Source organism: Agrobacterium sp. CCNWLW155 (genome assembly GCF_036888815.1).
Lineage (GTDB): Bacteria > Pseudomonadota > Alphaproteobacteria > Rhizobiales > Rhizobiaceae > Agrobacterium > Agrobacterium radiobacter.
The window spans coordinates 1,226,713-1,240,441 of sequence record NZ_JBAKFW010000001.1 but is presented as its reverse complement, the minus strand read 5'-3'; the positions used below and the strand labels follow the sequence as shown (position 1 = coordinate 1,240,441).

Here is a 13,729-nt window from a genome sequence, read left to right as displayed (position 1 = left end):
ACTGTCCCGTTCGATCAGGGGATGGGGAGGAACGGAATCAGGTCATTCTTGGTGAGTCGGTCCTTTTCCTCCGGTCGATCGGCCTTCGCTGAAACTTCGAGAAGCGACTTGATCGCCTTTGGAGATAACTTGTTCTCGTGGAACCAGCGATAAATGGTGAAGCGAGCGTTTTCAGTGGCTTCGCTTAAAAGGCGCGTGTTTACCTTGCCGTCGTGAACATACTCCGACGGCAGCTTATCGCGCAGGAGGCTGTAAAGCTCACCCTCATACAGCTCTTTGGTATTGGCAGGCTGATCCATATTCGAACCCCTAATGAAACATGGAGGCACCTTAGTCGCCTCATTTCTAAATTTCAACATAGGTGAGAAATAATTCCAACAAAGTGTTGCAAGTTACCCGGTGTCGTGCCATAAAAATCGAAATTACACGAGAGAAGTGTAATTGACCGCCGAACCAATGGAGACATCAATGAGCTTAGAAGCAACCATTTCCGAACTGACTGCTGCCGTCAGCAAGCTGACCGTTATTACCCAGGCACTGCATGATCTGCGCGCCGACGCCATCGAAAAGACCACGGCAGCCGCCGCGACCGGGTCCAAGTCGGCGACGAAGACCAAAGAGGCTGAAAAGCCCGCCGCCGACAAGGGTGCGATCAGCGAGAGCCCCGAGGACCGTGTTAATCCGATCGAGGCGCTGACCGATGCCGCCAGCGACTATATCGGCGCCAGCGATCGCGAAGAAGAGCGCGCTGCCCGTAAGGAGAAGGTCAAGGCGCTTCTCAACCACGAAAAAATCCGCGATCCGAAGGTTGAAGCCGGCAAGGGCCTCTTCAGCACAATCCAGCCCGAAGCTCACGATCTCTTCAAGTCTCAGATCGCGAAGCTCAAGGAAAAGGGCGACATCACGACGCCGAAAAAGGCTGAAGACGACCTCCTGGACTGATCCGGCGCCAACGCTCTCCGACTTCGGTCGGGGGCGTTTCGGCGGGAAGCGCAGAGTAGGACTGCAATGTTCTCCTCCTCCCGACAGAGTGGTCCAGGTTCCCACCGCCTCCCACCTCTGCGCTTCCTCCCCAAACGCCTTCAGGAGAAAGACATGCCTTCCCCCATTATGAAGTATTTCACGTTCGAGCACCTTCGCGACCCCGGTCTCAAGGAAGTCTCGCGTCAATGCGCGTCGTTGGCACGTGCGATGGAAGAAGAACTGCCCGACGGCCCGGAGAAATCTGCCGGCCTGCGTCATCTTCTTGAGGCGAAGGATTGTTTCGTCCGCGCCCGGATGGACTGACCCATGAAGGCGCACGCTCGATTATCACCCTCATCGGCGGATCGGTGGATGACCTGCACGGCTTCGGTCGCGCTGATCGACCATTTGGTCGCCAAGGGTGAGTTGAGCGAAAGCGATCTTGATGAAGATTGCGATGCGCCCGTCGTCGACGATGAGGATGAGCAGGATTATTCGGCCTATGAGGGCGAGACGCTTGACCTGAGCAGGGACTCCACCGCCTATTCGGCCGAAGGGACCGTTATGCATGAGATCAGGGAGCATTGCCTTGATCTTGGATGCGACCCGCATCATTTCGTCGGCGCCACGCTGACAGCCGACGGTCATTCGTTCAAGATTGACGACCATATGGCTGATCGTCTCGTTGCGGGTATCGACTGGATCCGCCAGCACACCAACAATCCGCTCGTTGAGATACGAGTTGACCTGTCGCATTGGCTGCCCGGTCAGTTTGGCACCTGCGACACTGCATTCTTGTACCGAAAGATGCTCGGCGTCAGCGACTACAAGGATGGGGCAGGGGAGCCAGTCGAGGTTGTCGGCACGAGGCAGCTCCGTCTCTACGCCCTCGGCGCTTGGGAGCACCTTGGTCGCCCGCAGGTCGAGGATGTTGTTCTTAACATCGACCAACCTCGCGCGGGCGGGATGAAGTTTTGGGAAATCACGCTCGACGAGCTTCTGGAGTTCGGCGAGGAAGTGAAGCGCGTATTCTCGCGGATCGAGCGCGGCGACGTGGAATTCGTTCCGTCGACAAAGGGCTGCCGCTGGTGCCCCGTGCGCAAGACGAAGCGCGGTTGCGCGGCGCGCAATCAATGGCTGATGCAGATGTTCGGCAGTGCGCTGCTTGATCCAAGTGAACCAGAGCCGAAGTTCAAAGATCCTGCACAGATGCCGCGCGCGCTGCGATTCTACATCGTGCACCATGCCAAGGCCGCTCGCGCCTGGCTTACCGAATTGCACCAGCAGTCGCTTCAAGCCGCTCTGGATGGCGATCCCGATCCCGGTTCAAAGGCGATCGAAGGCGGGCTAGGGGACAGGTACTTCACGGCACCAGATGAGGCGGAAGCCATTCTGGTCGGAGCCCTTGGTGAAAACGCTTACAAGCCCCGGCAACTGATCGGTTTCACTGCCATCGACAAGCTCGTGAAGCCGGGGAAACGGAAAAAGGGCATCCCTGAGGCATGGGAAGCTCTGCAGGAACTGGTCGATCGACCAGACGGGAAGCCAAAACTAGTTCCCGTTGACCACCCGAAACCGGCGTTAGAGGTCACGCCGATTGCGGATCAATTTGACGACCTCGACTAACCACAGCCGCTGCAACCGAACTACCGAACAACAGGAAACTGAGAAAATGGCTATTGAAGATAAGGCCACTGATGGCCGCACTGTCCAACTGAAGCGGGTACGTCTCTCCTTCACCGACTCGCTCAAGGACAAAAAGAAGACGAGCGATGATCCGAACGCCCTGCCGAAGCACGGGTTGAATATCATCAACGAAAAGGATTCTCCCTACTACGAGGAGAACCACAAGAAGATCATGGCCGCGCTCCGCGCAGCCGGGGAGAAGGCTTGGAAGAACCCTGACGCGTACAAGGACATCATGGAGGATAACCCCAAGCGTGTCTGCTTCCGAAAGGGCGAGAAGTTCAAGAACAAAGAAGGCAAGGTTTATACGGGTTACGAGGGTAACTACGCCTTCTCTGCATCCGGTCCTTCTGCGGGCCAGAAGCGTCCGAAGTTGCTCGATCGTCGCAAGCGTTGCCTTCGAGACCAAGCAACTGCCGAGCAGTTGAAGGCCGGCAAGGTGTTCGAGGAGAGCGAAATCCTCGATATCTTCTACGGTGGCGTCTTCGGCGACGTAATCGTCTCATTCTTCGGCACGGATAAGGGTTCGCGCGGTATTTTCTCGTCGGCAGAAGCTATCCGCTCTCACGAAGAAGGCGAGCGCATGGGCGGCGGCATCTACGTCGACGCCGACGACTTCGATGACCTCGAAGAAGACGACAGCTTCGACAACGGACCTTCCACGGGATCGGAAAGCAAGACTTCGGCGTCTGACGACTTCGACTTCTGATCCGAGGAAACTGGCGGCATTTCTTTGTCGCCAGTTTCAACTTTCGAGAGGAATTCTTGAGCCATGGGTGCGAAGCCGTATGCCCTCTACAACGAAAACGACGACCACGCCGCAGACTGGCTCGAAAACCTTATTGCCCTTGGAGTCATTGCGCCGGGCATTGTCGATCGACGAAGCATCGAAGATCTGCGTGGGGATGACCTTAGAGGATTTCGACAAATTCATCTTTTCGCTGGCATCGGAGTGTGGAGTTACTCCCTCCGTTGCGCTGGCATCTCGGATGATACTGCAGTTTGGACTGGAAGCTGTCCCTGCCAACCTTTCTCCGCGGCAGGCAAAGGAGCAGGGATGGATGACGAGCGGCATTTATGGCCTGCGTTCCTCCATCTCATCGGAGAGTGCCGCCCTGACATCGTTCTTGGAGAGCAGGTTGCAAGCGCTGACGGCCTCGGTTGGCTCGACCTTATACAAACTGACCTGGAAGCGGCGAGCTACGCCATCGGGGCGGTTGATACCTGCTCTGCGGGCAGTGGCGCACCGCACATCCGGCAAAGACTCCGTTTCAGTGCCTACGATATTCGATCTGCCGCAGGTCGGGTTCAACACACCGCGAGCGACAGACGGTTCGAACGGTGGACCAAATCAAGCCAACGGAGCGCTTTCAGCGGACGTGGCTCTATGCGGCTGGCCGACCAGCCGCACGTCGGACAGGACTTCGGGTCCGGACTTTGCCGTGATGAACAGGGAGAACTCGGGAGGATTGTCGCTCCCGACGACAGCGGCGCTATCGGGCTGGACGACAGCCTCGGCGCGAGACTGGAAAGACTCGGGGGCGGATATAGCTCCGAGGCCGGACAACGGGAAAGAGCGGCTGGATCAGCTTCCGAGACAGGCGAATTTGGCGGGCTGGCCCACCATGACCGCGTCGATGGTGACAGAGCAGGATATCGGGCAGGCCCTCAAAGCTGGCAACGAGATCGGCCGGCAGCCATACGCGGATTCGATGATACTCAGCGGTTGGCCCACGACGACGACGACGACCAACAACGGCAAAGGCGAGATGTTGGAAGCCCGGCAGGCGAAGGGGTTCGGTCTCACTCTGACGGACGCGTCGGTACAGGCTTTGTGGGCCGAATTAAACGGCCCGGCCCGACTAACGGTATTTGGCGAGATGCTGATTGGCTCTTCTGCCGAGATGACAAGTGGAGGGCAGTTGAACCCGGCACATTCCCGCTGGTTGATGGGTCTGCCTTCCGTTTGGGATCTGGCAGCGCCTTTGAAGGCAAGTCGCGCCAAGGAATGCTCAAAGGTTACGGGAACGCCGTCGACGCCGAAGCGACGCGCGTCTTCATCGAAGCCTGTGCCGACTTCTTTGCTCATTTGGATGCTCGCCGCGTGACGGCGGAGTTGATCGGAGACTTGCTGTGAGCCGCTTTTACTACGTTCATCCCGAGAGTGGGTGCGCTTTCTCCTCGGAAGACCCTCCAGAGGTGGTTTTGACATCCGGAGACGGCCTCTGCATGGAAGTTGACCTCCACGAATATCTTAAAACGTGTGCTGAATGGGGGATCGAACCCGACCTCGAGCCCATCGCCGACCTGCTAGGAGACCTCCTATGAAATTCACCGACCTCATGATCGACCTTGAAACCCTCGGAACCGCCGTGAACGCACCTGTCGTTGCGATCGGCGCCGTTTTCTTCAATCCTGAGACCGGTGAACTTGGTGAGACCTTCGATGCAGCGATCGATGTCGAAGACGCAATGCGCTACGGCAAGGCGTCGGGCTCGACCATTCGCTGGTGGCTCGGACAGGGCGATGCTGCACGCCAGAAGGTCGTTCGCGGCAAGCATCCGTCACACCTCGTTTTCACGAAGTTCCATGAGTTCTGTTTGAAGCACGGCGATAACGTGAAGCCTTGGGGCAATGGCGCGTCGTTCGACATCTCGATCCTCGAATACGCGTTCGGGCGGATCATTGAGCGGCCGGCCCCGTGGAAATTCTGGAACGTTTGTGATTGTCGAACGATCAAGCGTCTCGCCGACGGCATAGTTACTTTCGACGAAAAGCTCGAGGGGACCGCACATACTGCTCTCGACGATGCCAAGCATCAGGCGAAATGGGTTTCCGTTTACTGGCAGGGATTACGTCGCCGCGCGCAGGGGCAAGTGTCCTTGCCATCGTCGTCAGCAGGCTGGAGCACTCCGGCTAACGCAGCATCGGACTTGCTCGACGGTCTTTGATGTCTCTCCGCACCCGCTCAGCCTTGCGTGCCGGCCAGCAGGCCATCAGCCGCATCGTTCGCACAGAAAAGGCCAAACTGATCATCAGCGGCATGGGCTCTGGTAAGACTGGCGGCACGCTTGACGGATTGACCTACCTGTTGAACCGCTTCGACGTGCAGCACGTCCTTGTCATTGCCCCACGCTACGTGGCCCTGAACACTTGGCACGACGAGGTTAAGGCGTGGGCGCACACGCAGGCCATCTCCTGCGCTATCGCCGTGGGCGACGCTTCCGAGCGTGCCGCCGCAATCGCGCAGGGTGCCGAGATTACGACCATCAATCCGGAGAACCTGTCATGGTTGGCGAAGCATATTCGCACGGTCGAGAACTGGATTTGGGACACCGTCATCATCGACGAGTCCAGCCGATTCAAGGCAGGTGAAGCGCGAACTAAGGCCACCAAGACCAAGCGTGCCGATGGGACTGTTCGCGCCTCAAAGGGTGGCAACATGACCCGGTTTGGGATCATGACGACGGCGCGCAGAAAGATCGAACGGATTTTCCTTTTGACCGGCACGCCTGCGCCGCAGGGTGTTATAGACCTATGGGCGCAGTCATATCTGCTCGACCAAGGGAAAGCCCTCGGCCGCAGCAAGTCCGATTTCGAGAAAGAGTATTTTGACAAAGACCGGTTCACGCATGCCGTGACGATCAAGCCCGGAGCCGAGGAGAAGATCCTTTCGAAGATCGACCATCTCATCGTCACGATCCCGCAGGAGAAAGTGACGGAGGAACCTCAGTTCATTCCGATGCCGGTCGACCTGCCGGCGAAAACGTTCGAAGAATACAAAGACTTCGAGAGAACGCTTTACACCGAACCTTACGATGTAGAGGCGGTTTCCAGCGGAGTCCTCGCGAACAAGCTCTTGCAATTTGCCAACGGCAGCCTTTATCGCGAAGATCGCAGCGTTGTTGAAATTCATGACGCCAAGCTGGCTGCATTGGAAGAACTCGTCGAAACCGCACACGGCGAGAACCTGCTTATTTTCTACAGCTTCAAATTCGACAAGGATAAAATCAAGACCCGGTATCCTGATGCGGTGGTCGCCAACGACTATAAGGGTGACCTCGTCGGCGACTGGAACAAGGGAAAGATCCGGAAGCTGCTGGCGCATCCAGCGTCGATCGGACATGGCACCAACCTTCAATACGGTGGGCATATCGCCGCCTGGTATGGTCTGACATTCTCCCTCGAGTTTTGGCAGCAGGCGAACATGCGCCTTCCGCGACCCGGTCAGACGCGCCAAGTCTTGATTTATCCGATAATTGCACGCGGGACATATGATGAAAGAGCGCTCTCAGTCCTTAGCCGTAAGGAATCGACGCAAGACCACATCATTCAAACATTTGCAATGAAACCTTGACTTTCACATTAGATGTGACATTTCATGACGGTGAATCGGGGCGCTTGACGTCTTGATATTCCGTTTTGAAAGGATTCACTGTGAGCGTTCCCTTCCGGACACCTGCCAAACAGGTGCATCCTGAGTTTGCCCGTCGAATGGTACAGGCTGCTGACAGCAATTACAAGGTTCCGGCACCCAACGAAGGTCGCCTCCGCTGGTTCTCAGAGCAGTTCGAGCAGCGCGGACACAAGGTTTCCATGGAGACCATCCGGAAGTGGTTCGCCGGCATGACGGTGCCGCGAGCGAAATTGCTCATACCTCTCGCTGAAATTCTAAAGGTCGACGCAGGCTGGCTGGCGGCCGGAACACCTGCAAAGTTGACCGGTGCTCAGCAGCGCGCGAACGTGATGGCGGAGCAGGGGGCTGCAAACGTTATTGCCGGCTTCGTTCAGATGGACGGTGGTCAAGCGGCGTTTCCCGGCCCCAACGACCGGGAGGCGCGTGATAAGTCGATAGACATGCACGCGATCATCCGCGGGGCGAAATACGATATTACCATCACGACACTTGTTCAGGGGCAATTCAAAATCCCGGTCTCTGCGGCGGAGAACATCATTCTGGCAGTAGCCCGCGAGCCTACGCCCGGTTTTGGTGTGAAGGTGCTGGAGATCGACTGGGCCCGAGGTCTCGAAGTCGGAAAACTGGAGAACGGCGCGCTCATTCTCGACGACAACCTCGAAAACTGGCGAGAAGTAAAATCGTTCACTGAGAGGCTTTAGGTCCCGATACGTCTCAATGCATCAACTGAGAACGTGGTATAATTTTGTGGTTCTGCAATTGTAACAAATTGTTTTTAAAGGAAATTAGGTTCCCTCCGGGCCCACCATTTTTCTGCTGTTCGCCACATACCTTTGAACTTTCGCCTCGAAAACTGAGCAAAACGGCTCGTTTTCTCGTGTTGGTTGTTCATATAATTCCTAGGCAAACATTCGGGTAATGATTTTTGTCTAAGCGTCAGCCTCAGAATTAATGAGGGACGCCCTTATGGCCATTCAGCTCAAATACAACGGTAAGAATGACAAGGCAGGTCAATGCGAGGTGACGATACGAGGGAAAACCAAATCGACGGGTGATGGAGAGCAAGGACGAATCCTAGCGCTGATCGAAATCGAAGCCTTTGAGAAGGGTGAGGTTGAGCGCAAGGAGCTAATGGAAGCTTACGACGATATGGTCGCCAAATCAGTAGATGGTTTTGTGCTCCGCTTATGGGAACCGAGAATGCCGCCAGCCGCAAACGAACTTCCGGAGGCAGCAATCAAGTCAGCTCGCTACGAAGCGTATATTGACGGAGAGGAAGTCTACAAAGGGGATGATCTCCAAGAGTTGCGAAATAGAGTCAGCAATATTCCAGACTCCAGTTTCGGTCCTTAAAATCACGGGGTGTTGTTATTTGAAACCGCTTTGCTGCTTCTATTTTTTCAAGACCTATGTGCTGAGCGGGTGAGTGATTAAGGAGATGCTTGTAGTTCAACAGCGCGCCTTCTCCGTGAATATTCTCTATTTCCTTCCATTTATCCAAAATGTATTCAGCTGCTTCAATGATGGCCGCGTCCTCGCCGATGGGATCGCTGGCGATGCTGTTGCGCACTCTGTCGATCCAAAATTCCAGTCCCTTGGTGTCGCCTAATTCCACACAGCAAACAACGGTTCCCACGCGGAAAGCTCTTTTGGATGGCATGCTTGGATTCTCAAGTTCCGTCACCCTGTCGGCGATAGCATTCCTCATCACGCTCAGATGTTTTTCTCGCATAGTGATGCCCTCGGTCATTAATAGAAGATTCTTGTCCGAGATTTCTATCGGCGCAAATCCTCTCACTCGCGCTTAGCGCTTCCTCTCTCCTATAATGTCAATCGGAGATTGATTCGGGGGTAGGATGCTGGAAGTCGACAAAAAACGCGAAGCAACAGCGTCAATTAGGGGCTATTTCTACCAGCTCGATGCAGCGTTACTCGAAATCCTGAATGCGGGCCTGGACGAGAACGTCGTCATTGAGGGCATTGAAGACTTCGACCGCTACACCGACGAAGGCGTCATTTATGGCCAGGTAAAATACTACGCGGAACAGAACCTGACAGACTCGGTGCTGCGCGATCCCCTGCATAAGCTCTTTGTTCATTTCCATGGGCTCGAAGAGGCTCAACGCGCAGGCAGAAAATACCTGCTATACGGGCACTTTTCGGAAGTTAAGATCGATATTGGCGAGCTTTCCGTCGAGCGCTTCAAGTCGGTGATGGAATACCGAAAGGAAGTGAAGGCCGCTGACGGTACAAAGTCCTACGAAAAGAAGTCTTTGCTCGACGGCATGGCCGCGCCAGATGGGCTAATTGAGGCGTTCTGCAAGAGCTTCAGCATACAAATCTCGACGGAATTTTCTCAACATCGCAACATCGTCATCGAGGCAATACGGAAAAACCAAAACGTCTCCGCGTTTGAGGCCGAAGGCTTTCACTATCCAATGGCCTTCGACTACATCGCCACACTCGCCACGAAAAAAGATCACAACGACCGCAAGGTCACCCGTCGTGACCTGCAGGAACTGCTCAAAGGTACTCAAGCTGTCCATAATCGTTGGCTTCTCCGGGAGAAGGATGCAAGCGAGTACGCGAAGCATATGAAACGCCTGTACTTCTCGTCCACCAACGGCGCAGGAATCGTGCGTGCTTTCATCATTGAATGCGATAGGGCAACCGACGGTTCGGTTGTCTGCGACCAACTCAGGGCAATCGGCAACAACTGGAGTTCGGCCAAGAAGCGCCGCATCCAGAATTCCGAGCGCTACGCGCCATTCATCCTGTTACGCGGCGCGGATGAAAAACTCATCACGCAAGTGAAGAACGAGCTTTTCGATACTGGAATCGTTTTCGTAGACGGTTTCCCATATCGCGGATCGCCATTTCGCATCGATCACGTTCATAGCCAGCAGACCCAAGAGCACCAGATCGAAATTCGTCTTGTTGACGACATTGACCAGTTGCTGGAGGTCCTCGATGGGGTGGGGCGGAAGTTGTGCCACATCTACGACTTCTTCCTTGAACGCCCTGCAACCATGGCGCTGCCGGGTCCAAAGAGTCGGATGTATTCGATCCCCGTCAGTAGCATCTCCACAATCACGAAAATTATCTGAGGACGAACAATGACTGAGGAAATCGCCAATGCCGAGGTTGTCGCCGTTTACCCCAACAAAGTCCGTGTGGCCGTCGATGATCTCTTGAACTTCCAGACGGCGGGTGAGTCTCTTCGCGTTGGGTCCTTTCTCAAGGTCTCGGACAATGACAACGTTTCTCTCATCTGCATCATCGAAAGCTTTTCAATCGAGATGAAAGAGGTGAAAGGCGACGGCAGCAGTGACTACAAGCGCGTCTATATGATTGATGCGTATCCTCTCGGGACCCTTAAAGACGGAAAGTTCAATCGCGGCGGTGACGAACTCGCCATTCCACCAAAGAAGGTCGTCCCGGCGACGAAAGCGGAAATCGCAGCCATCTATGCAGACTGCTATGCGGCTGAAGACCGCTTTTGCTTTTCGTCGTTGACTAGGCAGCGCGATATTGTCGTCCCTGTCCATGGCGACCGGTTTTTCAACAAGCATATTGCTGTTGTCGGTGCGTCAGGATCGGGCAAGTCGTCGAGTGTGTCGTCAGTTCTGCAAAAGGCAATATCTGCCAAAACCGGCGAATACCACGGCCTCAACAACTCCCATGTTCTAATATTCGATCTTCATTCTGAATACGCCTCTGCCTTCCCGAAGGCCAACGTGATTACCGTCGATGACCTCGTGCTGCCCTACTGGCTCCTCAATGAGGATGAGATGGAGGACATGTTCCTGGAGTCCGGGGACAACAACAACTACAACCAGGAGGCATTACTTCGCTCAATCATCACGGTTGCGAAGCGCATAGCCAATCCAAAAGTTCCGAAAGTCAATTTCGACAGCCCGCTGCGATACAACATAGACCATCTGGCTAATGCTCTTCGCCATCTAACACGTGAGAAGATCGACAGTGACAACTCGCTGACCATCAAACTGAAAGACGGTTCGCAGAAAGAATTCACGGACACGGATGACCAGCTCACGCATTATTGCACCGAGAACTATGAATTTGCGATCAAGGCTACGGGTGTAAAAAAAGGCCCCTACGCCGAGGGAAGCATCGACAAATTCGAAAGACGCGTAAGATCGAAGATCACCAACTCCCGCCTAGGGTTCATCTTCGGTGACAAGGCGAAGAACGCCACCTTAGAAGATGTCATAAAGCAGTTTACTGGTTACAGTGATGCGTGGGAGACCAACGTCACCATAATTGATCTCAGCGGCATCCCCTTTGAACTGCTCAGCATTACCGTTTCTCTGATCTCCCGCCTTATGTTTGATTTTTGCTACTACGCTCGTCGGGTCGAAAACAAAACAGAACAGCCATTTCTTATGGTATATGAGGAAGCGCATAAGTACGCTCCAAAGAGCGGTCTTGCCCGCTACAAGGCTTCACTAGCCGCAATCGAACGCATTGCCAAAGAAGGCCGAAAGTACGGCATTAGCCTCCTGATTTCGAGCCAGCGACCGTCTGAGATATCAGAGACTATCTTTTCGCAATGCTCCAACTTCCTGGCAATGCGCCTCACCAACCCTGACGACCAGAGCTATGTCCGCCGACTACTGCCGGATACCCTTGGCAATTTGACCGAGGGCATGCCCGCGCTGGAGCAAGGGGAAGCGCTTCTCATCGGGGACGCCGTCATCATGCCTTGCGTCGTGTATGTGGAGAAATGCAATCCCGAACCCTCATCGAGTGACGTGAAATATCTGACGCTCTGGAAAGAGGAATGGAAGAAGATCGATTTCAAAAAGCGTGCAGACAATTGGAGGGGCTGACCGTGGGCGACATCACATGAAGGTCGGGTACACAGAGTTCTCATATGGATACGCGTTCACCGAAAACCTCATTCGGTCACACCCGACTGGGGCAACGGGCGCGCCGGTGTTCCCAAATCTAGTCCAAGAGGCGCAGCTTGGATATGACGTCCAAATCCAATTGCCAGCAGTGCCACTTTTCTTTCAGTTTAAGCTGCCGGATCGAATGGAAAGGGGAACGGCGTTCGAGATATCTACTGGCAGCTGCCCAGGATTAACGACACCATTTTATCGGATTGGCTTAATGCGCAACGACCTTTCGGCGCAGCACGCCCACCTCATAGAGCTGGAGAGGAGCCATCCGAATTGCGTTTTCTACGCCGCTCCTTGCCTTGCGAACATTCACGAATTCAACATGTCCTATGGTCTTGGCAGAGTTTTCCAAGACACCGCATTTTTCTCCCCTGGGGATATCGGGCCACTTCCCGATGATAAACAGCATACAATCGCCTATCGTAGCGATTTGGGGCATGCGTTCTTCTGTTCCGATCCGCAGGAAATACGCCACACAACGTTCGACGACCTCCAACAAAAGATTGGCGCGCTCCTCCAGCAGAAGCAGTACGGAGATGCAAGAGCGACCTCTCGCACTATCCGCGATCAGATTGTCGACTTGGCGTCTTCGACTTCCCAAAGGCAGGCAGCCGGACTAGCCGACAGAATACGTGTTCGCGTCAGAGCCGTCATGCCTACGGCCGCGATCAACACTGAGCAGGAAGAAACGCTTACGAATCTGCTTGTGGCCCGTGACATTGCTCGTATCGATCTCGGGATCGAACTGTTAATTGCTCAGCCAGGTTAAGGGCGGCGGGACAACGGTTAAAGGCCCATCCCGAAAACCGCGTTTTTGTTCTGGCCAGGAGCCTCAAAGCGATTGCTCCGGGGAAGTGCCGAACCATTGCCTAAAATGAACATCGAGGGGTATCCTTGCCAATCCAGTTCAAGCAGGGAGTCAAAATCCCTGGCCTTGGCTTTCGCCACCAAACCCTTGGGGGCCGTCTGATCGTAACCTATGGCCACGTCAACAAGAGGATGATGCAGAAATTGAACGGCCTGCAGAGCCAACGTCACAGCGCAGGTGATGACGTTTCGGTCTGCAAACAGGCTGCCGTCGTGATCATTTGCAAACTGAAATGGACCACTGGCCACTGGTTTGTGCCCTGGGACAGTGAAATAGGCATAGCGAGAAACACCACGAAGAAATTCACCGGTCGGCTGGTTGTCGTTTCCGGCGAATGTGGGATCGTTGCCGACCAATATGATGTCGATGCCGCCATCACCTTCAGAAGACCTGGACACGTATGCGCCCTCGATGAATAGGGCTGATTGAGCATCGACCTCTAGGCATGGTTGCTGGCCGAACAGAAAAAATGCCTGTGCTCTAGGAAGTTTAACGGCCTGCGCGTCAATGGTCGGTAGCTCCAGCTCCATTAGATTGCTACCAATTTTCGAAACGTCGAAAATGCAGTCGCCTGACGCGAGCACGTTGGTCGCAATAGATTGCAAATGCGCTATGGTCATCAGGCGTTCGTCACGCTCGTCTGGCGACATACCGCTGAACTCTTTCGAGACAGCCCAATGACGCATAATCGTTTCCTGGCGGAATGTGTTTCGAAGCTCCGATGCCGCCAGAGAGCCCGACACCGTCATGCCTAGCGCGTCCAGCCTGCGGCGGAAGACTGCCTCGAACATAGTCGCGCGGCATGGATGGGGATATCGCATTCGTTTGGTCCTGGGTTATGATCCACCCAGACTGACCAGAATATCTGCA

At 54.8% G+C, this 13,729-nt stretch carries 15 protein-coding genes; 12 read left to right on the top strand and 3 right to left on the bottom strand.

Features of this window, described 5'->3' with window-relative positions; all coding sequences use genetic code 11:
- Positions 1 to 14: 14 nt before the first annotated feature.
- Positions 15 to 299: a hypothetical protein gene (locus V6S97_RS06205; protein WP_334426311.1), complete on the bottom strand. Its 285-nt coding sequence runs from the start codon at positions 297 to 299 to the stop codon at positions 15 to 17.
- A gap of 169 nt (positions 300 to 468) precedes the next feature.
- On the opposite strand from V6S97_RS06205, the gene V6S97_RS06200 reads away from it, so the two are divergent.
- From V6S97_RS06200 to V6S97_RS06160, 9 genes are all read left to right on the top strand, one after another.
- Positions 469 to 942, top strand: a complete 474-nt coding sequence (locus V6S97_RS06200; RefSeq protein WP_334426310.1) for a hypothetical protein — start codon at positions 469 to 471, stop codon at positions 940 to 942.
- Between the two features lie 153 nt (positions 943 to 1,095).
- Positions 1,096 to 1,287: a hypothetical protein gene (locus V6S97_RS06195; protein WP_127756983.1), complete on the top strand. Its 192-nt coding sequence runs from the start codon at positions 1,096 to 1,098 to the stop codon at positions 1,285 to 1,287.
- Between the two features lie 3 nt (positions 1,288 to 1,290).
- Positions 1,291 to 2,589, top strand: a complete 1,299-nt coding sequence (locus V6S97_RS06190) for a DUF2800 domain-containing protein (RefSeq protein ID WP_334426309.1) — start codon at positions 1,291 to 1,293, stop codon at positions 2,587 to 2,589.
- 46 nt (positions 2,590 to 2,635) lie between these two features.
- Entirely contained in the window at positions 2,636 to 3,358 is a 723-nt protein-coding gene (locus V6S97_RS06185) for an ssDNA-binding protein (protein ID WP_334426307.1), read from the top strand.
- Positions 3,359 to 3,421: 63 nt separating this feature from the next.
- Positions 3,422 to 4,786: a DNA cytosine methyltransferase gene (locus tag V6S97_RS06180; protein WP_334426305.1), complete on the top strand. Its 1,365-nt coding sequence runs from the start codon at positions 3,422 to 3,424 to the stop codon at positions 4,784 to 4,786.
- A 187-nt stretch (positions 4,787 to 4,973) separates the two neighbouring features.
- Positions 4,974 to 5,600: a 3'-5' exonuclease gene (locus V6S97_RS06175; RefSeq protein ID WP_334426302.1), complete on the top strand. Its 627-nt coding sequence runs from the start codon at positions 4,974 to 4,976 to the stop codon at positions 5,598 to 5,600.
- Positions 5,600 to 7,006 (top strand): DEAD/DEAH box helicase, encoded by a 1,407-nt coding sequence (locus V6S97_RS06170; RefSeq protein ID WP_334426300.1) that lies wholly within the window; start codon positions 5,600 to 5,602, stop codon positions 7,004 to 7,006. Before V6S97_RS06175 ends, V6S97_RS06170 begins: the two co-directional genes overlap by 1 nt.
- A gap of 80 nt (positions 7,007 to 7,086) precedes the next feature.
- Entirely contained in the window at positions 7,087 to 7,767 is a 681-nt protein-coding gene (locus V6S97_RS06165) for a hypothetical protein (protein ID WP_334426298.1), read from the top strand.
- Between the two features lie 265 nt (positions 7,768 to 8,032).
- Positions 8,033 to 8,419 (top strand): hypothetical protein, encoded by a 387-nt coding sequence (locus V6S97_RS06160; protein WP_334426296.1) that lies wholly within the window; start codon positions 8,033 to 8,035, stop codon positions 8,417 to 8,419.
- On the opposite strand, the gene V6S97_RS06155 is transcribed toward V6S97_RS06160, so the two are convergent.
- The gene (locus tag V6S97_RS06155; protein ID WP_334426294.1) at positions 8,385 to 8,816 is read right to left on the bottom strand and encodes a hypothetical protein; all 432 of its coding nucleotides are present in this window, start codon (positions 8,814 to 8,816) and stop codon (positions 8,385 to 8,387) included. The genes V6S97_RS06160 and V6S97_RS06155 overlap by 35 nt on opposite strands.
- Before the next feature lie 106 nt (positions 8,817 to 8,922).
- Between V6S97_RS06155 and V6S97_RS06150 the strand changes: the two genes are divergently transcribed.
- The 3 genes from V6S97_RS06150 to V6S97_RS06140 are packed head-to-tail and all read left to right on the top strand — an operon-like array spanning position 8,923 to position 12,760.
- Positions 8,923 to 10,173, top strand: coding sequence for a DUF4297 family anti-phage-associated protein (locus V6S97_RS06150; RefSeq protein ID WP_334426292.1), 1,251 nt, complete (start codon positions 8,923 to 8,925; stop codon positions 10,171 to 10,173).
- A gap of 9 nt (positions 10,174 to 10,182) precedes the next feature.
- Positions 10,183 to 11,919: an anti-phage-associated helicase HerA gene (gene herA / locus V6S97_RS06145; protein WP_334426291.1), complete on the top strand. Its 1,737-nt coding sequence runs from the start codon at positions 10,183 to 10,185 to the stop codon at positions 11,917 to 11,919.
- Between the two features lie 16 nt (positions 11,920 to 11,935).
- Positions 11,936 to 12,760, top strand: coding sequence for a hypothetical protein (locus tag V6S97_RS06140; RefSeq protein WP_334426290.1), 825 nt, complete (start codon positions 11,936 to 11,938; stop codon positions 12,758 to 12,760).
- Between the two features lie 17 nt (positions 12,761 to 12,777).
- Here the strand turns inward: V6S97_RS06140 and V6S97_RS06135 are convergent, their stop codons facing one another.
- Positions 12,778 to 13,650, bottom strand: coding sequence for a hypothetical protein (locus V6S97_RS06135; protein ID WP_334426289.1), 873 nt, complete (start codon positions 13,648 to 13,650; stop codon positions 12,778 to 12,780).
- Positions 13,651 to 13,729 lie beyond the last annotated feature (79 nt).

Coding starts and splice junctions, on each gene's coding strand:
- V6S97_RS06205 (WP_334426311.1), bottom strand. CDS start 299: ATGGATCAGCCTGCCAATACCAAAGAGCTGTATGAGGGTGAGCTTTAC.
- V6S97_RS06200 (WP_334426310.1), top strand. CDS start 469: ATGAGCTTAGAAGCAACCATTTCCGAACTGACTGCTGCCGTCAGCAAG.
- V6S97_RS06195 (WP_127756983.1), top strand. CDS start 1,096: ATGCCTTCCCCCATTATGAAGTATTTCACGTTCGAGCACCTTCGCGAC.
- V6S97_RS06190 (WP_334426309.1), top strand. CDS start 1,291: ATGAAGGCGCACGCTCGATTATCACCCTCATCGGCGGATCGGTGGATG.
- V6S97_RS06185 (WP_334426307.1), top strand. CDS start 2,636: ATGGCTATTGAAGATAAGGCCACTGATGGCCGCACTGTCCAACTGAAG.
- V6S97_RS06180 (WP_334426305.1), top strand. CDS start 3,422: ATGGGTGCGAAGCCGTATGCCCTCTACAACGAAAACGACGACCACGCC.
- V6S97_RS06175 (WP_334426302.1), top strand. CDS start 4,974: ATGAAATTCACCGACCTCATGATCGACCTTGAAACCCTCGGAACCGCC.
- V6S97_RS06170 (WP_334426300.1), top strand. CDS start 5,600: ATGTCTCTCCGCACCCGCTCAGCCTTGCGTGCCGGCCAGCAGGCCATC.
- V6S97_RS06160 (WP_334426296.1), top strand. CDS start 8,033: ATGGCCATTCAGCTCAAATACAACGGTAAGAATGACAAGGCAGGTCAA.
- V6S97_RS06155 (WP_334426294.1), bottom strand. CDS start 8,816: ATGACCGAGGGCATCACTATGCGAGAAAAACATCTGAGCGTGATGAGG.
- V6S97_RS06150 (WP_334426292.1), top strand. CDS start 8,923: ATGCTGGAAGTCGACAAAAAACGCGAAGCAACAGCGTCAATTAGGGGC.
- herA (WP_334426291.1), top strand. CDS start 10,183: ATGACTGAGGAAATCGCCAATGCCGAGGTTGTCGCCGTTTACCCCAAC.
- V6S97_RS06140 (WP_334426290.1), top strand. CDS start 11,936: ATGAAGGTCGGGTACACAGAGTTCTCATATGGATACGCGTTCACCGAA.
- V6S97_RS06135 (WP_334426289.1), bottom strand. CDS start 13,650: ATGTTCGAGGCAGTCTTCCGCCGCAGGCTGGACGCGCTAGGCATGACG.